This window comes from Bacillus vallismortis (genome assembly GCF_004116955.1).
Taxonomy (GTDB): Bacteria; Bacillota; Bacilli; order Bacillales; family Bacillaceae; genus Bacillus; species Bacillus vallismortis.
Window position 1 is genome coordinate 1,132,453 of sequence record NZ_CP026362.1, and the last position, 24,345, is coordinate 1,156,797.

The 24,345-nt window shown below is 44.5% G+C and carries 30 protein-coding genes; 26 read left to right on the forward strand and 4 right to left on the reverse strand.

The features are described 5' to 3' along the window. The first annotated feature begins 182 nt into the window (after positions 1-182). From BV11031_RS06155 to ftsW, 3 genes are read left to right on the forward strand one after another with little or no spacing between them, the layout of a single operon-like run. Positions 183-827: a helix-turn-helix domain-containing protein gene (locus tag BV11031_RS06155; protein WP_010328205.1), complete on the forward strand. Its 645-nt coding sequence runs from the start codon at positions 183-185 to the stop codon at positions 825-827. 15 nt (positions 828-842) lie between these two features. Next, positions 843-2,000: a rod shape-determining protein RodA gene (gene rodA / locus BV11031_RS06160; protein WP_010328204.1), complete on the forward strand. Its 1,158-nt coding sequence runs from the start codon at positions 843-845 to the stop codon at positions 1,998-2,000. Between the two features lie 2 nt (positions 2,001-2,002). Further along, positions 2,003-3,139 carry a putative lipid II flippase FtsW gene (gene ftsW, locus BV11031_RS06165; protein ID WP_010328203.1) on the forward strand — a complete coding sequence of 379 codons (1,137 nt, stop codon included), beginning with the start codon at positions 2,003-2,005 and terminating at the stop codon, positions 3,137-3,139. A 36-nt stretch (positions 3,140-3,175) separates the two neighbouring features. Here ftsW and BV11031_RS06170 read toward each other — a convergent pair whose 3' ends face one another. Continuing rightward, positions 3,176-4,093: an alpha/beta hydrolase gene (locus tag BV11031_RS06170; protein ID WP_010328202.1), complete on the reverse strand. Its 918-nt coding sequence runs from the start codon at positions 4,091-4,093 to the stop codon at positions 3,176-3,178. Positions 4,094-4,257: 164 nt separating this feature from the next. Between BV11031_RS06170 and BV11031_RS06175 the strand changes: the two genes are divergently transcribed. Beyond that, positions 4,258-4,482 carry a YqkE family protein gene (locus tag BV11031_RS06175; RefSeq protein ID WP_010328201.1) on the forward strand — a complete coding sequence of 75 codons (225 nt, stop codon included), beginning with the start codon at positions 4,258-4,260 and terminating at the stop codon, positions 4,480-4,482. Positions 4,483-4,517: 35 nt separating this feature from the next. Here the strand turns inward: BV11031_RS06175 and BV11031_RS06180 are convergent, their stop codons facing one another. Next, positions 4,518-5,435 carry an aldo/keto reductase gene (locus BV11031_RS06180; protein WP_010328200.1) on the reverse strand — a complete coding sequence of 306 codons (918 nt, stop codon included), beginning with the start codon at positions 5,433-5,435 and terminating at the stop codon, positions 4,518-4,520. Between the two features lie 62 nt (positions 5,436-5,497). Then, on the reverse strand, positions 5,498-5,620 hold the full coding sequence (gene mciZ, locus BV11031_RS06185; RefSeq protein ID WP_010328199.1) for a Z-ring formation inhibitor MciZ: 123 nt from the start codon (positions 5,618-5,620) through the stop codon (positions 5,498-5,500). A gap of 73 nt (positions 5,621-5,693) precedes the next feature. Between mciZ and nudF the strand changes: the two genes are divergently transcribed. Further along, positions 5,694-6,251: an ADP-ribose pyrophosphatase gene (gene nudF, locus BV11031_RS06190; RefSeq protein WP_010328198.1), complete on the forward strand. Its 558-nt coding sequence runs from the start codon at positions 5,694-5,696 to the stop codon at positions 6,249-6,251. After that, positions 6,248-7,411 (forward strand): TIGR00375 family protein, encoded by a 1,164-nt coding sequence (locus BV11031_RS06195; protein WP_010328197.1) that lies wholly within the window; start codon positions 6,248-6,250, stop codon positions 7,409-7,411. The genes nudF and BV11031_RS06195 overlap by 4 nt, the downstream gene beginning before the upstream one ends. An 8-nt stretch (positions 7,412-7,419) precedes the next feature. Here the strand turns inward: BV11031_RS06195 and ansR are convergent, their stop codons facing one another. Next, on the reverse strand, positions 7,420-7,770 hold the full coding sequence (gene ansR / locus BV11031_RS06200; protein WP_010328196.1) for an HTH-type transcriptional regulator AnsR: 351 nt from the start codon (positions 7,768-7,770) through the stop codon (positions 7,420-7,422). 181 nt (positions 7,771-7,951) lie between these two features. On the opposite strand from ansR, the gene ansA reads away from it, so the two are divergent. The 20 genes from ansA (at position 7,952) to spoVAE (ending at position 24,342) form a co-directional block, all read left to right on the forward strand. Further along, positions 7,952-8,944, forward strand: a complete 993-nt coding sequence (gene ansA / locus BV11031_RS06205) for an asparaginase (RefSeq protein ID WP_010328195.1) — start codon at positions 7,952-7,954, stop codon at positions 8,942-8,944. A gap of 44 nt (positions 8,945-8,988) precedes the next feature. Beyond that, positions 8,989-10,416, forward strand: a complete 1,428-nt coding sequence (gene aspA / locus BV11031_RS06210) for an aspartate ammonia-lyase (protein WP_010328194.1) — start codon at positions 8,989-8,991, stop codon at positions 10,414-10,416. Positions 10,417-10,559: 143 nt separating this feature from the next. Further along, a complete protein-coding gene (nhaC, locus tag BV11031_RS06215; protein WP_010328193.1) occupies positions 10,560-11,966 on the forward strand; it encodes a Na+/H+ antiporter NhaC in 1,407 nt (468 codons plus the stop codon). A gap of 17 nt (positions 11,967-11,983) precedes the next feature. Next, on the forward strand, positions 11,984-13,312 hold the full coding sequence (locus tag BV11031_RS06220) for an NAD-dependent malic enzyme (RefSeq protein ID WP_010328192.1): 1,329 nt from the start codon (positions 11,984-11,986) through the stop codon (positions 13,310-13,312). A 93-nt stretch (positions 13,313-13,405) separates the two neighbouring features. Next, entirely contained in the window at positions 13,406-13,618 is a 213-nt protein-coding gene (locus BV11031_RS06225) for a hypothetical protein (RefSeq protein ID WP_010328191.1), read from the forward strand. A gap of 101 nt (positions 13,619-13,719) precedes the next feature. After that, on the forward strand, positions 13,720-14,364 hold the full coding sequence (gene spoIIM / locus BV11031_RS06230) for a stage II sporulation protein M (protein ID WP_010328190.1): 645 nt from the start codon (positions 13,720-13,722) through the stop codon (positions 14,362-14,364). A gap of 112 nt (positions 14,365-14,476) precedes the next feature. Beyond that, on the forward strand, positions 14,477-14,926 hold the full coding sequence (gene fur, locus BV11031_RS06235; protein ID WP_010328189.1) for a ferric iron uptake transcriptional regulator: 450 nt from the start codon (positions 14,477-14,479) through the stop codon (positions 14,924-14,926). A gap of 123 nt (positions 14,927-15,049) precedes the next feature. Next, positions 15,050-15,277, forward strand: a complete 228-nt coding sequence (locus BV11031_RS06240) for a YqzK family protein (protein ID WP_003223970.1) — start codon at positions 15,050-15,052, stop codon at positions 15,275-15,277. Positions 15,278-15,284: 7 nt separating this feature from the next. Then, complete coding sequence (xerD, locus tag BV11031_RS06245) at positions 15,285-16,175, forward strand: site-specific tyrosine recombinase XerD (RefSeq protein ID WP_010328187.1); 891 nt, start codon at positions 15,285-15,287, stop codon at positions 16,173-16,175. Positions 16,176-16,335: 160 nt separating this feature from the next. After that, a complete protein-coding gene (deoB, locus tag BV11031_RS06250) occupies positions 16,336-17,520 on the forward strand; it encodes a phosphopentomutase (RefSeq protein WP_010328186.1) in 1,185 nt (394 codons plus the stop codon). Between the two features lie 12 nt (positions 17,521-17,532). Then, positions 17,533-18,348: a purine nucleoside phosphorylase I, inosine and guanosine-specific gene (locus BV11031_RS06255; protein WP_010328185.1), complete on the forward strand. Its 816-nt coding sequence runs from the start codon at positions 17,533-17,535 to the stop codon at positions 18,346-18,348. Between the two features lie 151 nt (positions 18,349-18,499). Further along, on the forward strand, positions 18,500-19,669 hold the full coding sequence (gene dacF / locus BV11031_RS06260) for a D-alanyl-D-alanine carboxypeptidase DacF (RefSeq protein WP_010328184.1): 1,170 nt from the start codon (positions 18,500-18,502) through the stop codon (positions 19,667-19,669). A 95-nt stretch (positions 19,670-19,764) separates the two neighbouring features. Beyond that, positions 19,765-20,118 carry an anti-sigma F factor antagonist gene (spoIIAA, locus tag BV11031_RS06265; protein WP_010328183.1) on the forward strand — a complete coding sequence of 118 codons (354 nt, stop codon included), beginning with the start codon at positions 19,765-19,767 and terminating at the stop codon, positions 20,116-20,118. Further along, on the forward strand, positions 20,115-20,555 hold the full coding sequence (gene spoIIAB / locus BV11031_RS06270; RefSeq protein WP_010328182.1) for an anti-sigma F factor: 441 nt from the start codon (positions 20,115-20,117) through the stop codon (positions 20,553-20,555). Before spoIIAA ends, spoIIAB begins: the two co-directional genes overlap by 4 nt. Positions 20,556-20,566: 11 nt before the next feature. Further along, a complete protein-coding gene (sigF, locus tag BV11031_RS06275; RefSeq protein WP_010328181.1) occupies positions 20,567-21,334 on the forward strand; it encodes an RNA polymerase sporulation sigma factor SigF in 768 nt (255 codons plus the stop codon). A gap of 126 nt (positions 21,335-21,460) precedes the next feature. Further along, positions 21,461-22,081 (forward strand): stage V sporulation protein SpoVAA, encoded by a 621-nt coding sequence (spoVAA, locus tag BV11031_RS06280; RefSeq protein WP_010328180.1) that lies wholly within the window; start codon positions 21,461-21,463, stop codon positions 22,079-22,081. Further along, entirely contained in the window at positions 22,071-22,496 is a 426-nt protein-coding gene (spoVAB, locus tag BV11031_RS06285; RefSeq protein ID WP_003223948.1) for a stage V sporulation protein SpoVAB, read from the forward strand. Before spoVAA ends, spoVAB begins: the two co-directional genes overlap by 11 nt. Before the next feature lie 12 nt (positions 22,497-22,508). Continuing rightward, on the forward strand, positions 22,509-22,961 hold the full coding sequence (spoVAC, locus tag BV11031_RS06290) for a stage V sporulation protein AC (protein WP_014114265.1): 453 nt from the start codon (positions 22,509-22,511) through the stop codon (positions 22,959-22,961). Positions 22,962-22,973: 12 nt separating this feature from the next. After that, complete coding sequence (spoVAD, locus tag BV11031_RS06295) at positions 22,974-23,990, forward strand: stage V sporulation protein AD (RefSeq protein WP_010328178.1); 1,017 nt, start codon at positions 22,974-22,976, stop codon at positions 23,988-23,990. Position 23,991: 1 nt separating this feature from the next. Continuing rightward, entirely contained in the window at positions 23,992-24,342 is a 351-nt protein-coding gene (gene spoVAE / locus BV11031_RS06300) for a stage V sporulation protein AE (RefSeq protein WP_010328177.1), read from the forward strand. The last annotated feature ends 3 nt before the right edge of the window (positions 24,343-24,345 follow it).

Below are 24,345 nucleotides of genomic sequence, written 5' to 3' on the forward strand. Positions count from 1 at the left end.
TTTGCGTTATGGCAGAAAGCGATTTTTGTTTAACTGTCAACAGGATCAGAATAGAAAACACTTAATTTTAAAGCTTCTATGGTTCTTCGTTGACATTTTGACAACGAATCTATATCATTATACCGTCTTAGTCTTTAGGCTGATAGATTGATACGTTTTTAGTGTGAAAGGAGAACAGAATGGTGGATGAACAAAAGCAAAATCAGTTAGGAGCGCTGCTGAAAGAGCATTTGCGAAAAAGATCTTTATCATTAAGAGAATTGAGCGAACGCACACAAATTGATAAAGCGACCATTTCGAGAATCATCAATGGCAAAAGAAAAGCAAACCTAAACCATTTACAAAGGTTTTCAGACAGTCTTGGCGTTTCTTTTGATGAGCTGATGACAGCGGCGGGTTATCAAATGGAGAAGAAGCAGGAGAACGGCCGTCTGGATATTCACTCATCAATTGATGAAATTGAAGATGTTTTGCAAACCTCAAATGTCTATGGGCGGTCTTTTACAGCGGAAGAGCTGAGAAGCAAACTGAATGAGTACCAGCAATATTCTCAGACAGAAGAAGGGAAGCGTACGATTCAGGACGAGTTTGAAGATAAAGTCGAGAAAGTCAGCGGCATTGGCCCTTTCCTGACCCGTTTGCAGGACATGTATTGCAGATTTACCTCAGGGCGCGGAACGCCACGTGAATTGCTGCTGATAGGCGGTGCTTTGCTGTATTTCATTATTCCTGTTGATGTTATACCCGATTATATTTTTCCGATCGGATATATCGATGACGCCGCAGCGATTCAACTCGTCTTCAATCAATTGTCACCTAAATCATAATGGAGCACGTTAAAGATGAAAAGAAAACAAACCAACATTGACATCAGTCTTCTGCTTATTTTACTTTGTCTGTTTTTCATCAGTTTGCTGGCCGTTTACAGCGGGTCGGGGCAGTATGAAACAGAAGACCCTTTTTATTTTGCCAAGCGTCAGGTTATTTGGTATCTTGTCGGGTTTGGCATCATGGCCGGAACAGCCTATATCGATTACGAGCTGCTTGACCGATTGGCGCTTCGGTTATTTGTGGGAACCGTTTTTCTTCTCATTCTCGTTCATTTTTTTGGAACATATAAAAATGGTTCACAGAGGTGGCTCAGCTTCGGGGTGTTAGAAATCCAGCCCACAGAATTTATGAAGATTATTTTAATTCTTCTGTTGGCTTCGGTACTCAATCAATATCACCATAAAAGGTTCTCCTTCACAGAGAGCCTCATTCCGACGGGTAAAATCATGGTGTACACAGTGATACCATTTTTCTTCATATTGATTCAGCCTGATTTAGGCTCTGCATTGGTGATATTGTCGATTGCATTCACGTTAATGCTGGTCTCGGGGATTTCGGGCAGAATGATCATGTTCCTGTCACTTGGGTTTATAGCATTGATCACCTTGTTGACGTTTTTACATAATTATTATTTTGACATATTTTCAAAAATCATAAAACCTCATCAGCTTGACAGGATATACGGCTGGCTCAGCCCTCATGAACATGCGTCCACATATGGCTACCAGCTGACACAGTCGTTATTGGCAATAGGATCGGGTCAGCTGACCGGGAGCGGTTTCACTCAAGGAGTCCAAGTTCAAGGAGGGAAAATTCCGGAGGCTCATACCGATTTTATATTCGCTGTCATTGGTGAAGAGTTCGGTTTTATGGGTGCCGTAACAGTAATCTGTCTGTACTTTCTGATGATCTACAGAATTATCAGGATTGCGATGCGGTCCAACAGTCTGTTTGGTGTTTATATATCTGCGGGGGTTGCGGGTTTAATTCTATTTCAAGTATTTCAAAATATCGGAATGACGATTGGGTTAATGCCTGTTACAGGGCTCGCTCTTCCGTTTATCAGCTATGGCGGCAGCGCGCTGTTGACCAATATGATTGCTTTAGGTCTCGTTTTTAGTGTGAATATCAGATCTAAGCATTATATGTTCGGCAGGGGGTGGGATTGATAGTGGCAAAGATTCTTTCCCATCTAAAGAAGCTTGATTATGTGTTAATCGCAGCGGTTCTGTTCTTATCCTCATTTGGTTTGCTGATGGTTTACAGCGCCGGCTATCCCCTCGGTTATATAAAGTATGACAATGGCAGCTACTTTTTTATGAAACAGCTGCAATGGCTGCTCATCGGTTTCATCTTTTTTGGCGCTGCCGCCTTTTTCCCTTACAAAGCCTACGGCAAAGTCATCCGGTTTTTAGTGAAGTTTGCGTTTTTGCTGCTGATTCTCGTTTTGTTGCCGATGATAGGGGTGGAGAAAAACAATTCCCAAAGATGGATTCATGTCGGTTCGCTCATCATTCAGCCGTCTGAAGCCGTAAAGCTTGTGATGGTTATTTATTTTGCCTGCGTGTATGCAAAAAAGCAGCGGTACATCGCTAATTTCAGAAAGGGCGTCATGCCTCCGCTTCTCATTTTGGCGGCTGTGTTCTTTCTGATTCTAAAACAGCCGGACTTGGGCACCGCCGTTTCAATTCTGTTAAGCTGCGGAGCTATTTTGTTGTGCGCCGGCATCAGAAAACGGCATTTATTGCTTCTCGGGACAATGGCCGGAACCGGTATTGCATACTTTGCTATAACGGCGCCGTACCGGATGAGAAGACTGACATCGTTCAGCAATCCTTTTCAGGATGAAAACGGAGATGGCTATCAGCTCATCAATTCCTACCTTGCCATTGATTCGGGCGGGTTTTGGGGAAATGGATTGGGGAAGAGTGTTCAAAAGCTGGGATTTCTTCCTGAAGCCCATACGGACTTTATTATGGCGGTTGTTATCGAGGAACTCGGTGCTGTTGGGCTGTTGATGATGATTGGGGCCTACCTGTTAATGATGTTCAGAGGCGTTCGGATCGCTGTTCAAATCAATGACCCGTTTGGAAAACTGCTGGCAATCGGCCTGACCTTTCAGATCATGATTCAAGCGTTATTTAATCTGGGCGCAGTTTTCGGCCTTCTCCCCATTACCGGAATTCCTCTTCCGTTTGTCAGCTATGGCGGTTCTTCGTTACTATTTATGCTGATTTCAGCCGGGATATTGGTCAATCTCTCATCCCATGTTAAGCGCCGTAAAAAACGTGAGGCCTATCTGTTATAGAAAGGCCTCACGTTTGTTTGGAAAACAAGGGCAGGTCTAAGGGTTCAGTATGTTTATTTTCTCTAAAAATTCCTGTACCGCTTTTCGGTACGCATCCCTGTTTTTGGTATACGACATGGCATGTTCACCGTTATCGGCAATATACAGTGCTTTCGGTCCGGGTTTCTTTTCATAAAGCCGCTCGGTTGAAGAAACCGGAATATAATCATCATCTTTACTGTGAATAAAGAGGACCGGTTTTTTGATTTTTTCAATGACAGCAAGCGGAGATACTTCGCGTGCGCGATAGCCGCCTCTCAGCTTCAAAAAGAAGTCGGCGATGGACAGCAGCGGCCAAGACGGGAGCCTGTATTCCACTTTCAGCCGATAGGCGAGCTGTTCATCAAAACGTGCGAACGGACAATCGGCAATATAAAAATCAGCGCCATCCTCACAGTGGTCACCAGCGTAAAGCAGGGCAGTCGCAGCACCCATTGATTCCCCGTGAACGCCGATCAATCCGTGATGGCCTGTTTTATTTTTGACCCAGCTGACAACCTCGCTGAGATCATCCTTTTCATAAAAGCCGTAGCTAGTCGTCTTTCCGCCGCTTTGTCCGTGCCGGCGATGATCATAAACAACCACATTCCAGCCGAGATCGAGAAATAAATGCATATATTTAAGAGAATTCAGCATATTCATCGTCACCCCGTGGCAGATAATGATGGTATTTGGGGTGTTATGCAAAGAGACATGGTATCCTTTTATATCATATCCGTAAGCGGATGGAATCACAAAAGAGGTTTTCTCCATTTGTTCAAAGGATTCAAACACATCATGTCCATCGTCTGTCTCTCTTTTGATAATGTCTTCATCTGTCTTCTTTTTGATAAACAGAATGACATTCGAAAAAACAATCCCAATCGCAATAACAGCAGTGAAGAGAGCGCCAATAGACAAAAGGATTTTCTTCAAAATAACCACAGCACCTTTCAACTATATACAGGAAATTGATACTTGAACTCATTATACCTAAACAGTGCTGTGCTGATCAAAGAGTTTTCAGAAGAGAGTCCGCTTGTTCAAACTATATGCTCCGTGATAAACTGGCTTCAAAATAAAACATGGGGGAAGCCTGCATGAAAAAACAAAAGTCAGCTGAAAAACACCAGTTAAAAGATGGCCTTCAATCCGACATCAAATCAAAGCTTATGGAGATGAAGAGCCAATTGAAGGAAGAGGATGAAAAGAGGCAGGAAAGAGAAAAAGCAGAGCAGATCAGAAAGAAAAAAGAGATCGAAAAAAACAAAAGCTTTGAAGAGCTCCTGGAAGAAAGCCAAATGGATTGGCATCAATATAAATAAACCAGCACCCATACAAGGTGCTGGTTTTTCTGTTATCAGCGGTGCGCTTCGTAAACGTCTTGTTTTGTATGAGATTGCAGCGATTTAATTTCCTCTTCGCTTAAACGCCGTGCGTTTGCAGCGTGAACGTTTTCCCGTAACTGCTCAATCTTACTGGCGCCTGTAATCACTGATGCGACAGCCGGCTGTGCTAACAGATACTGCAGCGACTTTTCTGTCATGGTAAGATCGGAAGCAACATCCTCTATTGCCTTGCGGGCATTTGTCAGTTCTTCGAAGGAGTAGGACAAATACCCGTTTTGTTTGATGCTGTCCGCCGCTTGTTCAAGCGGTTTTTCAGTTAAAAGCCCTTTGGCAACCGGACCTCTGGTGACTACGCTGATTTGATGTTCCTCTAAAAGCGGAAGCCATTCCTCGGGGCGTCTGTCAAACAGGCTGAACTGCATCATAATGCTGACGATGTTTGATTTTTTCACATATTCTTTTATCACATTCGGGCGAATGGAAGAAATGCCATAGTAACGGATGACACCTTCTTGCTTTAATTCTTCAAACGCTTCGATCGTTTCATCAATGTTGTCCTCCATCGTGCCGCCATGAAGCTGATAGAGATCAATATAATCAGTTTTCAGCCGTGAAAGGCTCTTTTTTACGGCTTCTTTTATGTAAGCTTTTGATGGGTCCCAATACCAGCCTTCGCTTTCGTCATTCCAGCGGTTTCCCGCTTTCGTTGCCAAAATAATATCCTGGCGTCTGTTTTGGATCGCATCACCGACGATTTCTTCGTTGCGTCCGCGGTCATACAAATCCGCTGTATCCAAATAGTTGATGCCAAGCTCGATCGCTTCATCCAGGATGGACAGGGCTTTGTTTTTTTCGGTTCCAAGAGACATACAGCCGAGTCCGACTTCGCTAACTTCTAAATCAGATGTACCTAATTTGTGTTTTCTCATGTGCACACTCCTTTTTTAGGCTTTGTATTGACCGTAATATAAAGGAGCCAAAGTTTCAACTTTTATGGCTTAGAGACCCAATCTTTCACGTATTGGAATGTGCGTCCGTACTCCTTTAGCTTCGCCCGAATCTCCCACGTTTTTCCGACTAAGACAACACCTTTAGGCATGCGGTAGACTTTCACGAAGAAGCCCCCTTTTCTCTAGTATGATAAAATGTATGGGGCATGATATAGAGACAGAACGGGAGATGAAGAAATGAAGTCATTAGAAGAAAAAACAATTGCCAAAGAACAGATCTTTTCAGGCAAAGTCATTGATCTTTATGTAGAGGACGTCGAGCTGCCAAACGGCAAAGCGAGTAAACGTGAAATTGTGAAACACCCTGGAGCTGTAGCCATATTAGCTGTCACAGATGAAGGGAAAATCATCTTGGTCAAACAATTCCGTAAGCCGCTTGAACGGACGATCGTTGAAATTCCGGCTGGAAAGCTTGAAAAAGGAGAGGAACCTGAGTATACGGCACTTCGGGAGTTAGAAGAAGAAACGGGTTATACAGCGAAGAAGCTGACAAAAATCACAGCGTTTTATACATCGCCCGGCTTTGCCGATGAAATCGTCCACGTGTTTCTTGCCGAAGAGCTTTCTATTCTTGAAGAAAAACGGGAGCTTGATGAGGACGAGTTTGTTGAAGTGATGGAGGTGACGCTTGAAGAGGCGCTGAAGCTGGTTGAATCGCGTGAAGTATATGATGCAAAAACAGCCTATGCGATTCAGTATCTTCAGCTGAAAGAAGCGCTCCAAGCACAAAAATGAAAAAGATTTACGCGGATTTGCACATTCATATCGGCCGGACCTTTACAGGAAGGGCTGTCAAAATAACAGGCGCCAAAACATTGACGCTGGACCGAATTTTGGTAGAAGCCAGTGAACATAAAGGGATAGAACTTCTTGGCATTATCGACTGTCATTCTCCGGAAGTCATGTTAGAGCTTGAGGAAGGCATTTCATCTGGGACGTACCGCGAGCTGCCCGGCGGGGGAATTCGTTACCGCAGCACGACTCTTTTATTGGGAAGCGAGCTGGAGATTTATGATGAAGCCTGCAGCGGGCCGATCCATGTGCTCGTGTTTATGCCGACGCTGGCTGATATGAAGCGGTTCTCAAATTGGCTGTCAGCGCGGCTGAAAAACATTCATTTAAGCTCACAGCGGATCTATGAAACGGGCTTGAATCTGCAAAAAAAAGTGAAGGAAATGGGCGGGCTTTTTATTCCTGCCCATATTTTTACACCGCATAAAAGCTTATATGGTAAAGGGGTTGCATCAAGCCTAACCGAGGTTTTTGATCCCTCAATGATAGATGCGGTGGAGCTTGGATTAAGCTGTGATACAGACATGGCTTCACACGTATCTGAATTAAATCAGTATCCTTTTTTAACAAATTCTGATGCGCATTCGTTAGGGAAAATCGGCAGAGAATATAATGAACTATATGTGCAGTCAGCTGATTTTACCGAATTTGCTCTTGCATTAAGGGGACAAGGTGACAGGAAAATTACGTCGAATTACGGCTTGGACCCGCTATTGGGAAAATATTATCAAACGGCTTGCGAAGCATGCGGAGAACCTGCTGTGAGCGGGGAAACGGTGTGCGCAAATTGCGGAAACGCCAAGTTTACCAAAGGGGTTAGCGAAAGATTGCGTGAATTGAGTGATCAGACTGAAGTTCGCGTCTCGCGTCCGCGATATGTTCACCAGATCCCGTTGCAATTTGTTCCGGGTGTCGGTCCGAAAACACTGGACAAACTAAAAAAAGCCTTCGGAACAGAGATGGCTGTTCTTCATGAGGCAACAGAAGAAGATTTGGCTCGCATTGTCCCGCAGAAAACCGCGGCGCTTATTGTAAAAGCGAGATCCGGTAAGCTGGAGTTGAAAGCCGGAGGAGGAGGAACCTACGGTAAAATTAAACCGTGAGTGAAAGATTAACCCATTTCCTCCTGTACTTTTCTCTTCGTCCGGATAAAGGTGATCAGCTGGATGATTTCGTCTTCACTCAGCGGCTTGCCATCAACAGAAATCGTTAAGTCAAGGCTGCTCCACGTGGTCAATTCAATGGTCTTTGGAGCAGTCTGCTTTTGTTTCTCGCGGCCCAAAAGTTCATCGCAGGTTGTGTCAAAGAGGTCAGCCAGCATGGCAAGCGCCTCAAGCGAAGGCCGCCGATAGCCTGACTCATAGCCGGCATATGTGCTTTTTGCGATACCCAGAAGGTCAGCTGTATATTGAAGCGACCAATTTTTCTTTTTTCTCAATTCAGTTAAACGATCTAGATTCATGAACTTCCGCTCCTTTTTCACCTTGAGCTGATTATATCATATAGGTATTAGGAAGTGTACGCGAATTGAATAATAATGTCTTGCGTATTTTATTTTCCGTGTCTATAATTGCATTAAAAGTATGCGAAAAGCGAATACCTTCTCGCAACCCATCTTTAGATACAGTGAAGAGGTGCATGGTATGAAAAAAAAATTATTGATGTTGACGACTGGGGGAACGATTGCTTCAGTTGAAGGGGAAAATGGGCTGGCTCCCGGAGTTAAGGCTGATGAATTATTAAGTTACGTATCAAAACTTGATAACGATTACACGATGGAAACGCAGTCGCTTATGAATATAGACAGTACCAATATGCAGCCTGAATACTGGGTGGAAATAGCAGAAGCCGTGAAGGAAAATTATGATGCCTATGACGGATTTGTTATTACCCACGGCACAGATACAATGGCCTATACATCCGCCGCATTATCATATATGCTGCAGCATGCCGATAAACCGATTGTGATCACTGGCTCGCAAATTCCAATCACGTTCCAAAAAACGGATGCCAAAAAAAATATCACAGATGCCATACGCTTTGCCTGTGAAGGTGTGGGCGGCGTTTATGTTGTGTTTGACGGCAGAGTCATTCAAGGAACGCGTGCGATCAAATTAAGAACGAAAAGCTACGACGCGTTTGAAAGCATCAATTACCCATATATCGCTTTTATCAATGAAGACGGGATCGAATACAACAAACAAGTAACGGACCCAGAGAACGACACCTTCTCAGTTGATACTTCACTATGCACAGATGTATGTCTGCTGAAGCTGCATCCGGGCTTAAAGCCTGAAATGTTCGATGCCCTAAAAAGCATCTACAAAGGAATCGTCATTGAGAGTTATGGCAGCGGAGGCGTGCCGTTTGAAGGCAGAGATATTTTGTCGAAAGTGAATGAGCTGATCGAAAGCGGAATCGTCGTCGTGATCACAACTCAATGTCTGGAAGAAGGAGAAGACATGAGCATTTACGAAGTCGGCCGCAGAGTCAACCAAGACTTAATTATCCGATCCAGAAATATGAATACAGAAGCAATCGTGCCGAAATTAATGTGGGCACTCGGCCAGTCTGCGGATCTATCTGTCGTCAAGAGGATTATGGAAACGCCGATTGCTGATGACGTTGTCCTTTAAATGGCAAAAACGATAACCACCATAGAGAAAGTAGGTTAAAGATTATGTTAAACGGCCAAAAAGAATACCGCGTGGAAAAAGACTTCCTTGGGGAAAAACAAATTAAAGCGGATGTTTATTACGGGATTCAGACGCTCCGTGCTTCTGAAAACTTTCCGATTACGGGATACAAGATCCATGAAGAAATGATTAATGCGCTGGCGATCGTCAAAAAAGCCGCGGCTCTTGCCAACATGGATGTGAAACGGCTGTATGAAGGAATTGGCCAAGCTATCGTACAAGCCGCTGACGAGATTCTGGAAGGCAGATGGCACGAGCAGTTTATCGTCGATCCGATTCAGGGCGGTGCCGGAACTTCTATGAATATGAATGCGAATGAGGTGATCGGAAACCGGGCGCTTGAAATCATGGGACATCAAAAGGGCGATTATATCCATTTAAGCCCAAACACACATGTGAATATGTCTCAGTCAACGAACGATGTGTTCCCGACTGCTATCCATATTTCCACTTTAAAGCTTTTAGAAAAACTGCTGAATACGATGGAAGACATGCATTATGTGTTTAAACAAAAAGCACAGGAATTTGATTCTGTTATTAAAATGGGGCGAACACACCTTCAAGATGCTGTTCCGATCCGTCTTGGCCAGGAATTCGAAGCGTACAGCCGTGTTCTGGAACGTGATATCAAACGAATCAAGCAATCACGCCAGCACCTGTATGAGGTCAACATGGGCGCGACGGCTGTCGGTACCGGCCTGAACGCAGATCCTGAATATATCAAGCAGGTTGTGAAACACCTTGCTGATATCAGCGGGCTTCCTCTTGTCGGCGCTGATCATCTTGTTGATGCGACACAAAATACGGATGCCTATACAGAGGTGTCGGCAGCATTAAAGGTCTGCATGATGAACATGTCAAAGATCGCAAACGACCTTCGCTTAATGGCATCAGGCCCGCGCGCCGGACTTGCGGAAATTTCTCTGCCTGCACGTCAGCCGGGGTCTTCCATTATGCCGGGAAAAGTCAATCCGGTTATGGCCGAGCTGATCAACCAAATTGCGTTCCAAGTTATTGGAAACGACAATACAATCTGCCTTGCATCAGAAGCCGGCCAGCTTGAATTGAACGTGATGGAGCCCGTGCTTGTCTTTAATTTGCTTCAATCCATCAGCATCATGAACAACGGGTTCCGCTCGTTCACTGACAATTGCTTAAAAGGCATCGAGGCCAACGAAAAACGCTTGAAACAATACGTGGAAAAAAGCGCAGGCGTCATCACTGCAGTCAATCCGCATCTTGGTTATGAAGCGGCAGCCCGAATTGCCCGGGAAGCCATTATGACAGGCCAATCGGTCCGTGACCTTTGCCTGCAGCATGATGTGCTGACAGAAGAAGAATTGGATATCATTTTAAATCCATACGAGATGACAAAACCAGGGATCGCAGGGAAAGAACTATTAGAAAAATAAAATTTAAACAATATACAGCTTATTCATCGGCGGATCGGCTGGTGAATAAGCTGTTTACAACATAGGGATGAGGAAGTATAGTATACGTGTGCTGTACTATTTATTGAAAGCGTTTTAGCTTTTTACATGAAGGGGGACTTCTTTTGAAGGATGTAAGACTGCCAACATTATTCGAAATTATTATTGTACTAGGATCATTTTTAGCACTTGTCATGTCGTTTACAGTTTTTTTAGACTTGCCGATACAGCTCGCGCTTTTCATTTCCTGGTTTATCGCAATGATTCTCGGAATCAGACTTGGTTATTCTTATAAAGATATGCAAAATGCCATTCTATATGGTATATCAAACGGTCTTGAAGCCGTTCTGATTCTTGTTTCAGTAGGAGCGCTTATTGGAACATGGATCGCCGGTGGGATTGTACCGACTCTGATTTACTATGGTTTAGAATTTATTCACCCTAGTATCTTTTTGCTTGCAACGTTAATTATTTGTTCCATTATGTCTGTAGCAACAGGAACATCATGGGGAACAGTCGGAACTGCCGGCATTGCCATGATCGCTATTGGAGAAGGTTTAGGCCTTCCGCTTCCTCTTGTAGCGGGCGCTATTCTTTCAGGCGCTTATTTCGGAGACAAGCTGTCTCCTCTTTCAGACAGCACAGTTCTTGCATCCTCACTATCGAAAGTGGATGTCTTAGACCACGTCAGGGCTATGCTCTTTTTATCCGTCCCAGCGTATGTCATTACAGCAATTTTATTTACCATTACGGGCTTTATGTACGGCGGGAAAAATATTGATCTTGATAAAGTTGAATTCTTGAAATCATCTTTGCAAAATACGTTTGACATTCATATTTGGATGCTGATCCCGGCTATTGTCGTTATTGTCTTACTGGCGATGAAAAAGCCATCAATGCCGGTCATCGTAATCGGCGCTTTGCTAGGCGCTATTTGGGCGGTTGTTTTCCAAGGCATGAATCCAGCGGACGCGGTTGCAACTGCCTACAACGGATTCTCGATTAAAACAGATGTTGAATTCTTGAACGGCCTGTTAAATCGCGGAGGCATTGTCGGAATGCTCGGTTCGCTTGTCGTCATTATCTTTGGTCTCGGATTCGGCGGGCTGCTTGAAAAGCTTGGCGTCTTAAGAGTGATCGTCTCTATGTTTGAAAAGAAATTAACATCACCGGGCAACGTCACTGTTTCTACGCTGATTGTAGCGTTTTTAGCAAACATCTTCGGCTGTGCGATGTATGTATCTCTTATTTTGACACCGAAGATTATGGAAAACAGCTACGATCGATTGAATCTCGACAGAAGGGTGCTGTCTCGTAACTCGGAGGTGGGGGGAACCTTAACTTCAGGTATGGTTCCTTGGTCTGATAACGGTATTTACATGGCTGGTATTTTAGGAGTTTCAACCTTCGCCTATCTGCCGTTTATGTGGCTCAGTTTTGTTGCAATAGGTCTTGCTATTATCTATGGTTATACAGGAAAATTTATATGGTATACGAAAAACAATACAGCTAAAGCCGAAAAACTAGGCTAATAGGGGAGGATCACTGAATGATAGCGAAACACATGATTCGAACACTGATGATCGAAACGCCTTCGGTTCCCGGAAACCTTGGAAGGGTGGCTTCGGCAATCGGCCTTCTGGGCGGGGATATTGGTGAAGTGGAGACAGTGAAAGTCGGTCCCAATTACACAATGCGGAATATTACCGTTCAAGTGGAGAATGAAGAACAGCTTCAGGAAGTGATCGCGGCTGTACAGGGCTTGGGAGAAGGGATCAGGCTTCACACCGTATCTGATGAAGTCCTGTCCGCACATGAAGGCGGAAAAATCCAAATGAAAAGCAAAATGCCAATACGCTCACTGGCAGAGCTTGGGCGTGTCTATACACCAGGTGTTGCAGACGTGTGCAGACTGATTGAAAAAGAACCTGAAAAAGCGTCTATTTATACTACGATCAGCAATTCTGTCGCAATTGTAACGGATGGAACGGCAATTCTGGGCCTTGGCAATATCGGCTCTGTGGCAGGCATGCCTGTCATGGAAGGAAAGGCTGCTCTGTTTGATCAGCTGGCGGGTATCAGCGGCATTCCGATTTTGCTTGATACGAGTGATCCTGAAGAAATCATCAAAACGGTAAAGCATATTTCTCCGGGCTTTAACGGCATCTTGCTTGAGGATATCGGCTCGCCGCATTGCTTCGAAATCGAGGACCGCCTAAAAGAGGAGCTGAACATCCCTGTTATGCACGATGATCAGCACGGTACAGCTGTTGTAACGCTGGCAGCTGCCATCTCGGCATGCAGGAGTGCAGGTGTTGACCTGAAAGAAGCGAAGGTTGGGCAAATCGGACTGGGCGCAGCAGGCGTCGCTATCTGCCGGATGTTTATGGCCTATGGCGTAAAAGCTGTGTACGGAACAGACAAATCAGAGGAAGCGATGAACCGTCTAGAACAGTATGGCGGACAGGCAGTTGCCGGCATCGAGGAGCTCATGGAAACATGTGACATTATCATTGCCACAACGGGAGTTCCCGGGTTAATTAAACCAGCATTTGTACGGTCTGGCCAGGTGATTTTGGCATTATCGAATCCGAAGCCGGAAATTGAGCCGGAGGCCGCGCTGCAGGCCGGCGCCGCATATGCAGCTGATGGCCGTTCTGTTAATAATGTGCTTGGCTTCCCGGGTATTTTCAGAGGAGCGCTCAACGCAAAAAGCAAGGAGATCAATCATGATATGCTTGTCGCAGCAGCAGAGGCCATCGCAGCCTGCACGAAGCAAGGCGATGTGGTCCCGCAGCCGCTTGATTCAAAAGTCCATCATGAGGTAGCAGCCGCAGTCGAGCGCGCGGCCCTTACAGCAGTGAAATCAATAAAGTAAAACAGCAGCACCTGTTACGCCAGGTGCTGTTTTTTCTCATTTTGAGTTCATTTTGCTATAATATGTGTGGAAACAAATAAGGGAGTGATCATTATGGCAAAAAGCCGAGCGAAAAAGAAGCGGGAGCATCTGCTGAGAAACGGCGGACGTAACGTCTTATTATCAAGAGGCAGCACACCATCGTTCAGCACACATGAAAGAAAGACAAAAAGCAAAAAAGACATGTTGAATAAACAAAATAAGAATCCTTATGATCATACAGCGGTTGATGATAAGGATTTTTTTGTGCCCGAAAAAGCCGCCTAGCATTCGTCTCTATCGTTTCTTTTTTGAAAAAGGGCATGTTTTTCCGTTTCTTTCATACAATCTATTAAATCAAATCACTAGAACGGGCGGGAGGAAACGGAATGCGAAAAATCTCTTATAAGGATATGTTTCTCAGACATGTCAAAGATCATCTCTCTCTTTATATATTTGTCTCAGTCCTATTTTTCATGGGTGTCATATTTGGCGCGATTATTGTCAACAGCATGACCATCAGCCAGAAAGAAGATTTATATTACTATTTAAGCCAATTTTTCGGCCAGCTTTCAGAGGATAAACAGGCAAGGTCATCTGATATGTTTTGGCAAAGTATCTTTCATAATGTAAAATATTTAGGACTCATGTGGATATTAGGAATTTCCGTCATTGGGATGCCGATTATATTCATCATGATCTTTCTGAAAGGAATCGTCGTCGGCTTTACTGTCGGATTCCTCGTCAATCAAATGGGAATCAGCGGTTTTTTCTTATCCTTTGTTTCCGTTTTACCGCAAAATGTGCTGCTGATTCCTGCTTATCTCATTATGGGCACGTGTGCGATTGCGTTTTCTCTAAAGTTAATCAGGCAGCTGTTTGTTAAACGGAGTCTGCATGATGCGCCGATTCAGTGGTTCGGCCGGTATGCTTTCGTGCTTCTGGTCATTTTGTTTTTAGCGCTGATCTCATCACTTTTTGAAGCCTATTTATCACCTGTTTTAATGGAAAAGCTCACATCGAGACTTTTTTAAAATGATTATTAAAAGAAAAACATTTTATTTATCAGTTTATAATAATTATAGTTGGAACTCTGTGCGTATTTTGTTATAATGAGTCATGGAATGCGGCGTAGGAGGGAAAGACATGGAAAACCGTATTGATCGAATTAAGAAACAGCTGCACTCATCCAGCTACAAACTTACGCCTCAGCGTGAAGCGACAGTAAGAGTGCTGCTTGAAAACGAAGAAGACCATTTAAGCGCAGAAGATGTATACCTCCTCGTAAAAGAGAAATCTCCTGAGATCGGTCTCGCAACAGTATACCGTACGCTTGAATTATTAACTGAATTAAAAGTCGTTGATAAAATTAACTTTGGTGACGGCGTGTCCCGTTACGACCTTCGGAAAGAGGGCGCAGCTCACTTTCATCATCACTTAGTGTGCATGGAGTGCGGAGCCGTTGATGAAATTGAAGAAGATCTGCTTGAAGACGTGGAAGAAATCATTGAACGTGATTGGAAATTTAAGATTAAAGATCATAGATTGACGTTTCACGGCATTTGCCACCGCTGTAACGGAACGGAAACTGAATAGACGGTGCCGAGCGCGAACCTTTTCTCATGGGGAAAGGGTTTTTTGCTGTTTCTATGTATAAAACCTTTCTGATTTGGCATATGGTTTAAATAACTGGAACCATAGGAAAGGATCGATTAGGACATGGGAAGATTCCTAAAAACAGCCCTCGATGCATTAAAAGTTTTCATCCTGTTTACCGGTTTTACCGCTCTGTTCTATTATGCTATGATATGGGTGAATCAAGAGTATGAAAACTATCATCGGTACGATAAACCGGAAGGCTCCGCTGTAAAAGTTGTTGAAATGGATCAGGATGAAAAAGGCGGATGGTTCGACCGGTTGATCTTTTTTTACCAAAACGGGGAGTAGATCAAGAGTGAAAGATCAAATCAAGGATTTCATCCACTACGTCATGGTAGAGAGAGGGCTTTCTCACAACACGGTGGTATCCTATGAACGGGACCTGAAAAGCTATTCTCTCTATTTAACAGAAACCCTTCATCTTACTGATTGGAATCACGTAACCCGCATACATATTATCCAATATTTAAAGCATTTGAAGGACGCGGGGAAATCCGGCAAGACATCAGCGAGGCATTTGGCATCCATTCGCTCTTTTCACCAATTTCTGCTCAGGGAAAAGGTGACGGACAAGGATCCTTCCGTTCATATCGAGACACAAAAGACCGAACGGGCGCTTCCGAAGGTGCTCGCGCTCAATGAAGTCGAGCGATTATTGGACACGCCTAAGCTGACGAGCCCTTTTGGCTATCGGGATAAAGCGATGCTGGAGCTGCTTTATGCGACAGGCATACGAGTCAGTGAAATGATAGAATTGAAAACGGCAGATGTTCATTTATCCATGGGTTTTGTCCGCTGCTTCGGGAAAGGAAGAAAAGAACGGATTGTGCCAATTGGTGAAGCCGCCGCTTCCGCGATTGAGGAATATATGACGAAAGCCAGGGGGAAACTACTAAAGAACAAAGTGTCTGATGCTCTCTTTTTGAATCATCACGGCAAGCAAATCAGCCGTCAAGGATTTTGGAAAAACCTAAAGAAAATCGCGCTTGAAGCCGGAATTGAAAAAGAGCTGACCCCGCATACTCTCAGGCATTCCTTTGCGACCCATCTGCTTGAGAATGGAGCTGATTTAAGAGCGGTGCAGGAAATGCTCGGCCATGCGGATATATCCACGACGCAAATTTATACGCATGTGACGAAAACAAGGCTGAAGGATGTGTACAAGCAGTTTCATCCGCGCGCCTAGCCGCAGGTGGCTGCGGCTTTTTTGTTTAACGGGACAGAAAATATTGAAGTTTCTCATTATTTCCAAATGCATTGTCAATGGGAATGAAAACGGTTTATACTTGAGTTGTCAGACCTCTTGGCGATACAATAGACGTATAGAAAAAAAGGAGGCTTTCAAGATGCCTGCATACAAATATAATCGTGTGTTTTTAATTGTAATGGACTCAGTCGGAATCGGCGAAGCGCCGGATGCCGCAGACTTTAATGACGAAGGCGCCAATACGCTCGGGCATATAGCCGAGCATATGAATGGATTACATATGCCGAATATGGCAAAACTCGGCCTTGGTCTCATCGGAGATATCAAAGGTGTTGAAAAAACAGAACATCCGCTTGCGTATTATGGAAAAATGCAAGAAGCGTCCAACGGCAAAGATACCATGACAGGCCATTGGGAGATCATGGGACTATACATTGATAAACCGTTTAAAGTGTTTCCGGAAGGGTTTCCTGATGAACTGCTTCAGGAGCTGGAAAAGAGATCTGGACGCAAAATTATCGGGAACAAGCCGGCTTCCGGCACAGCAATTTTGGATGAACTTGGCCAAGAACACATGGAAACAGGGGCTTTAATTGTTTACACATCTGCTGACTCTGTTTTGCAGATTGCCGCTCACGAAGAGGTTGTGCCGCTTGAAGAGCTGTACCGCATTTGTGAAACGGCAAGAGAGCTTACGCTTGATCCGAAGTATATGGTAGGCCGCATTATCGCACGGCCGTTCGTCGGAGAGCCTGGACAATTCAAACGGACGCCAAACCGCCATGACTATGCACTTAAGCCGTTTGACCGCACTGTCATGAATGAATTGAAAGACAGCGGCTTAGATGTCATCTCAATCGGAAAAATCTCTGATATTTATGACGGAGAAGGCATTACTTCTTCCCGGAGAACGGTTTCCAATATGGACGGAATGGACAAGGTGATTGATACGCTGGGAGAGGACTTTACTGGTCTGAGCTTTGCGAATCTTGTTGATTTCGACGCCTTATTCGGACACCGCCGCGACCCGGAAGGCTACGGACGCGCGCTTGAAGAATTTGATGCGCGGCTTCCGGAAGTGTTTGAGAAAATGAAAGAAGATGATTTGCTAATCATCACAGCCGACCACGGCAATGATCCGATTCATCACGGAACCGACCATACACGCGAGTTTGTGCCGATTCTCGCTTACAGCAAAAAACATGAGAATGCGCAAATGCTGCCGCTTGCAGACACATTTGCTGATATCGGCGCTACGATCGCTGATAACTTTCAAACGAATCAACCGAAATACGGGAAAAGCTTTTTATCTTTATTACAATAGGGGGACTGTTTCTTGAAAAACAGAATCGAACGCGCAGCCGCTTTTATTAAACAAAACCTGCCGGAATCTCCGAAGATCGGCCTTATTTTAGGATCTGGTCTTGGCATTTTGGCGGATGAAATCGAAAATCCAATCAAGCTGAAATATGAAGACATACCTGAATTCCCGGTATCTACTGTTGAAGGACATGCCGGACAGCTTGTGCTTGGCACCCTTGAAGGAGTTTCCGTCATTGCGATGCAGGGCCGTTTTCATTTTTATGAAGGCTATTCAATGGAGAAAGTCACTTTCCCTGTACGTGTGACGAAAGCGCTCGGCGTGGAAGCTTTGATCGTGACAAACGCCGCTGGCGGTGTCAACACTGAATTCCGAGCGGGAGACTTAATGATCATTACCGATCATATCAACTTTATGGGAACAAATCCGTTAATCGGTCCAAACGAAGCCGATTTCGGCGTCAGATTTCCAGATATGTCGTCAGCCTATGACAAAGATCTATCAGGCCTGGCTGAAAAGATTGCGAAAGACCTTAACATTCCGATCCAAAAAGGCGTGTATACCGCTGTGACAGGACCTTCTTACGAAACACCGGCAGAAGTCCGTTTTTTAAGAACAATGGGCTCTGACGCAGTCGGCATGTCTACTGTTCCGGAAGTGATTGTGGCAAACCACGCCGGAATGCGTGTCCTTGGCATTTCCTGCATATCTAACGCGGCAGCCGGAATTCTGGATCAGCCTTTAAGCCATGATGAAGTAATGGAAGAGACTGAAAAAGTAAAAGCAGGATTTTTACAGCTTGTGAAAGCGGTAGTCTCGAAGTACGAATAAAAAGGATACAAAGATCAAAAGACAGCTGTGTTTAATATACGCAGCTGTCTTTTTCTATGCCCAAAAAATACGAAACATTTTCCATCAGTGGCGTATAAATCCATCCCGCTTGGAAAAAATAAAAAGGATTATGAAATGGAGGGCTTTTGAGATGAAACGTCTTTTATCCACTTTGTTGATTGGTATCATGCTGCTTACATTTGCACCGTCTGCATTTGCAAAACAAGACGGAAAAGGCACTTCAGAGCTTGCTCATGAAGCGAAGTCTGCGGTGCTGATAGAACGTGACACGGGAAAAGTGCTTTACAACAAGAACAGCAATGAGAGACTGGCGCCTGCAAGCATGACGAAAATTATGACGATGCTTTTAATTATGGAAGCTTTAGATGAAGGCAAAATCAAAATGAGTGATAAGGTCCGTACGAGCGAGCATGCCGCTTCAATGGGCGGCTCACAGATTTTCCTTGAGCCGGGTGAGGAAATGACGGTCAAAGAAATGCTGAAAGGCATCGCAATCGCATCGGGAAATGACGCTTCTGTAGCGATGGCAGAATTCATTTCCGGCTCAGAAGAAGAATTTGTGAAGAAAATGAACAAAAAGGCAAAAGAGCTGGGTTTGAAAAACACAACCTTTAAAAATCCGACCGGGCTGACCGAAGAGGGCCATTATAGTTCTGCTTATGACATGGCAATCATGGCTAAGGAATTATTGAAATATGAATCAATCACGAAATTCACCGGCACGTATGAGGATTACCTGCGCGAAAATACAGATAAAAAGTTTTGGCTTGTGAATACGAATCGGCTGATTAAGTTTTATCCCGGCGTAGACGGTGTAAAAACAGGCTATACAGGTGAAGCGAAATATTGTCTGACAGCTTCGGCTAAAAAAGGAAACATGCGGGCCATTGCGGTTGTGTTCGGGGCGAGCACACCTAAAGATAGAAACGCTCAAGTGACAAAGATGCTTGATTTCGCTTTTAGTCAATATGAAACGCATCCTTTATATAAACGGAATGAAACAGTAGCAAAAGTGAAGGTCAAAAAAGGAAAACAAACTTTTATCGAACTCACGACTTCTGAGCCGATTTCAATATTGACGAAAAAAGGCGAGGATATGAAACATGTAAAAAAAGAAATTAAATTGAATGACAATGTAAGCGCTCCTATTCAAAAAGGCCAAGAGCTTGGCACACTCGTTCTGAAAAAGGATGGAGAAGTGCTCGCTGAAAGTCCCGTTGCTGCAAAAGAAGATATGAAGAAAGCCGGGTTCTTAACGTTCTTAAAGCGGACAATGGGAGACTGGACAAAATTTAAGTAATTATGCCGAATGATCACTAGTTTTGTCACGGTGAAGGAATTCATTCCATCAAAATCGAAACACTCATTATCCGATCATATCAAGGAGGAATGAGCATGAGCCTTGGAATTGACATGCATGTCAAAGAATCTGTGCTTTGTATTCGATTAACAGGCGAACTCGATCACCATACGGCTGAAACCCTGAAACAAAAAGTGACTCAAGCATTAGAAAAGGATGATATTCGTCATATTGTGCTGAATTTGGAGGACCTTTCCTTTATGGACAGTTCGGGGCTTGGTGTCATTTTAGGAAGATATAAGCAAATTAAGCAAATTGGCGGGGAAATGGTCGTTTGCGCGATCTCTCCTGCAGTGAAGCGGCTGTTTGATATGTCGGGACTGTTTAAAATTATCCGATTTGAACAATCCGAGCAGCAGGCGCTGCTGACGCTGGGGGTGGCATCATGAAAAATGAAATGCATCTTGAATTTTCTGCCCTCAGCCAGAATGAGTCGTTCGCCCGCGTGACAGTTGCTTCGTTTATTGCCCAGCTTGACCCGACAATGGACGAACTGACCGAAATCAAAACAGTCGTGTCAGAAGCTGTGACCAATGCCATTATCCACGGATATGAAGAGAACTGTGACGGAAAAGTTTATATTTCAGTGACGCTGGAAGATCATGTCGTATATATGACCATTCGCGATGAAGGCAGGGGCATTACAGATCTTGAAGAAGCCCGCCAGCCTTTATTCACGACGAAGCCTGAGCTTGAACGCTCTGGAATGGGCTTTACCATTATGGAAAATTTCATGGATGATGTCAGGATCGATTCATCGCCTGAGATGGGCACAACGATTCGCTTAACAAAGCACTTATCAAAAAGCAAAGCGCTTTGTAATTAAGGAGATTTGTTATGGATGTGGAGGTTAAGAAAAACGGCAAAAACGCTCAGCTGAAGGATCATGAAGTAAAGGAATTAATCAAACAAAGCCAAAATGGCGACCAGCAGGCAAGAGACCTCCTCATAGAAAAAAACATGCGTCTTGTTTGGTCTGTCGTACAGCGGTTTTTAAACAGAGGATATGAACCTGACGATCTTTTCCAGATCGGCTGCATCGGGTTGTTAAAATCTGTTGACAAATTTGATTTAACCTATGATGTGCGTTTTTCAACGTATGCAGTGCCGATGATTATCGGGGAAATCCAGCGTTTTATCCGTGATGACGGAACGGTAAAGGTGTCAAGGTCATTAAAAGAGCTCGGAAACAAAATCCGGCGCGCAAAAGATGAGCTTTCAAAAACACTGGGCAGAGTGCCGACAGTGCAGGAGATCGCCGACCATTTGGAGATTGAACCAGAAGATGTTGTACTCGCCCAAGAGGCGGTAAGGGCTCCGTCTTCAATTCACGAAACCGTTTATGAGAATGACGGAGATCCGATAACCCTGCTTGATCAAATCGCTGACAACTCAGAAGAAAAATGGTTTGACAAAATTGCGCTGAAAGAAGCAATCAGCGATTTGGAAGAAAGGGAAAAATTAATCGTCTATCTCAGATATTATAAAGACCAGACACAGTCCGAGGTGGCTGAGCGGCTTGGGATTTCTCAAGTTCAGGTTTCCAGGCTGGAAAAGAAAATATTAAAACAGATCAAGGTTCAAATGGATCATCCGGATAGCTAGCCTTCCATGCAGGCTGGCTTTTTTTTGTGCAAAAGCGTGGTAATTTATGGTCTTTACAAGCGGATGAATGAGAACAAAATCGAACCACATACTACATATATAACCACCGAAAGATGGTGATCGATGATGGAACGACGTATATTTATCCGACTTCGCCACAGGGTGATGGCCCATCCGGGAGATATCATCACGGTCGGAGATGCCGCGCAAATTGAAGGACAGCATCAGCTGAAAAAGAAACTGTCGGCTATGCCGCTTTATCAGGTGAGCGAAAAAGATAAAAATATCGTAATTCTGGATATCATACAAGTCCTCAAAGCCATTCATTTACAAGATCCGGCCCTTGATGTTCAAACAGTAGGCGGAGCAGAAACCATTGTTGAAATTCAGTATCGGAAACGGCATTTATCAACGGTTCTGTTTATCGGTGTCTGGCTGCTTCTGTTTATCGGATCGTGTCTTGCCATTATGAACTTTCATGAGGATGTCAGCATGAGAGATGTTCATATTGCACTATATGAAATCATAACCGGAGAGAGGAATGACTATCCATACTTGCTTCAAATCCCATACAGCATCGGTTTGGGACTGGGGATGATCGTGTTTTTTAACCACATCTTTAAAAAGCGCCTTAATGAAGAGCCCAGCCCGCTGGAGGTTGAGATGTTTAACTATCAGCTTGATCTCGATCAATATGTGGCCATGCATGAGAATCAAGAAACAATAAAGGATTTGCATGATCGTTAGTGTATTGTTCATTATTTTTGTCGGGCTCGGCGGAGGCATCACGGTGGGGGCTGGCTTCGTTGCTTTTTTAACCGTAATGGGAATCATCCCGAGGCTGATGCAGCTTACCAAAACGATGAGATTTGTACAGGCTTATGAAGCGGCTGTTATTCTTGGCGCGGTATGCGGGGGATGGGAGACGCTTCATATGAACCATCTATTTTTAACAAAATGGATTGCTGTACCGGTCGGGCTGCTGGCGGGTGTATTTGTCGGGATGCTTGCAGCTGCCCTTACAGAGGTTTTAAATGTGCTGCCGATTTTAGCAAAACGAATCGGTCTCAGAAGTAAAATCATTATTCTATTAATGGCGATCGTGATTGGGAAAATCGCGGGGTCTTTATTTCACTGGCTGTATTTTATTGATCATTCATAAGGAGGTTTCAAGATGACAAACATAAAAGAAAACTACAAATCAAAAGTAAAAACATATCAGCCTAAGCCGCCTTACGTTTGGAACTGTGTCAAAGCCTTTCTGGTAGGCGGTCTGATCTGTGCGATCGGGCAAGGTCTGCAGAATTTCTATATCCATTTTTTTGATTTTAATGAAAAAACAGCGGGAAATCCAACGGCAGCCACACTGATATTAATTTCAGCCCTATTAACCGGGTTTGGCATCTATGACAGAATCGGACAGTTTGCAGGCGCCGGTTCAGCTGTCCCGGTCACAGGTTTTGCCAACAGCATGGCAAGCGCGGCGCTGGAATATAAAAGCGAAGGGTTCGTGCTTGGAGTAGCGACAAATATGTTTAAACTGGCAGGGAATGTCATCGTTTTCGGTGTTGTGGCTGCTTACATCGTCGGAATGATTCGGTTTGCTTTTGAGAAACTGATGTCATAGGAGGAAAAGAAAATGAAATTAACCGGAAAGCAAACCTGGGTATTCGAACATCCCTTATTTGTCAACTCGGCGGGAACAGCAGCCGGACCAAAGGAAAAGGATGGGCCGCTCGGCTCTTTGTATGATAAAACCTATGACGAGATGCACTGTAATCAAAAAAGCTGGGAAATGGCAGAACGCCAGCTGATGGAGGATGCGATTACTTCAGCGCTTCAAAAAAATGATCTCACAAAAGATGATATTGATCTATTGTTGGCAGGCGACTTGCTGAATCAAAATGTAACGGCCAACTATGTGGCAAGACACTTGAACATCCCGTTTCTTTGTATGTTTGGCGCCTGTTCAACATCAATGGAAACAGTGGCTGTCGCATCAGCCCTAGTTGACGGCGGGTTCGCCAAGAGGGCGCTTGCTGCCACCAGCAGTCATAATGCCACCGCGGAAAGACAGTTTCGTTATCCGACGGAATACGGAGGCCAAAAACCGGACACAGCCACTTCAACTGTTACAGGAAGCGGAGCTGTGGTCATCAGCCAGACACCGGGTGATATCCAAATCACAAGCGCGACTGTCGGAAAGGTCTCCGACTTAGGAATTACCGATCCATTTGATATGGGATCAGCCATGGCTCCGGCTGCAGCTGATACGATTAAGCAGCACTTTAAAGATCTCAATCGCACAGCGGATGACTATGATCTGATCCTGACAGGTGACCTATCTGGTGTCGGATCTCCCATCGTAAAAGACATCTTAAAAGAAGATGGCTATCCGGTCGGCACAAAGCATGATGATTGCGGGCTTTTGGTTTACACGCCGGATCAGCAGGTCTTTGCCGGAGGAAGCGGCTGCGCTTGTTCAGCGCTTGTTGCTTACTCTCATATTTTTAAGCAGCTGAGAGAAGGAAAATTAAACCGTGTATTCGTCGTGGCGACCGGAGCGCTGTTAAGCCCGACAATGATCCAGCAAAAAGAAACCATCCCGACCATCGCCCACGGGGTTGTATTTGAGCGTGCAGGAGGTGCATCTTAATATGGACTACCTTTTGGCTTTTGTTTGCGGCGGGGCCATCTGTATTGTCGGGCAGCTGCTCTTGGACATTTTTAAATTGACACCCGCCCACGTCATGACATCTTTTGTGGTGACTGGCGCGATTTTAGATGGCTTCGGTATTTACGATAAATTTATTGAATTTGCAGGAGGAGGCGCCACCGTTCCGATCGTCAGTTTCGGTCACAGTCTTCTGCACGGTGCCATGCATCAGGCGCATATACACGGATTTATCGGAATCGGCATGGGGATTTTTGAACTGACGTCCGCCGGTATCTCAGCCGCTATTCTCTTCGCCTTTATCGTAGCCGTTATTTTTAAACCGAAAGGATAATGC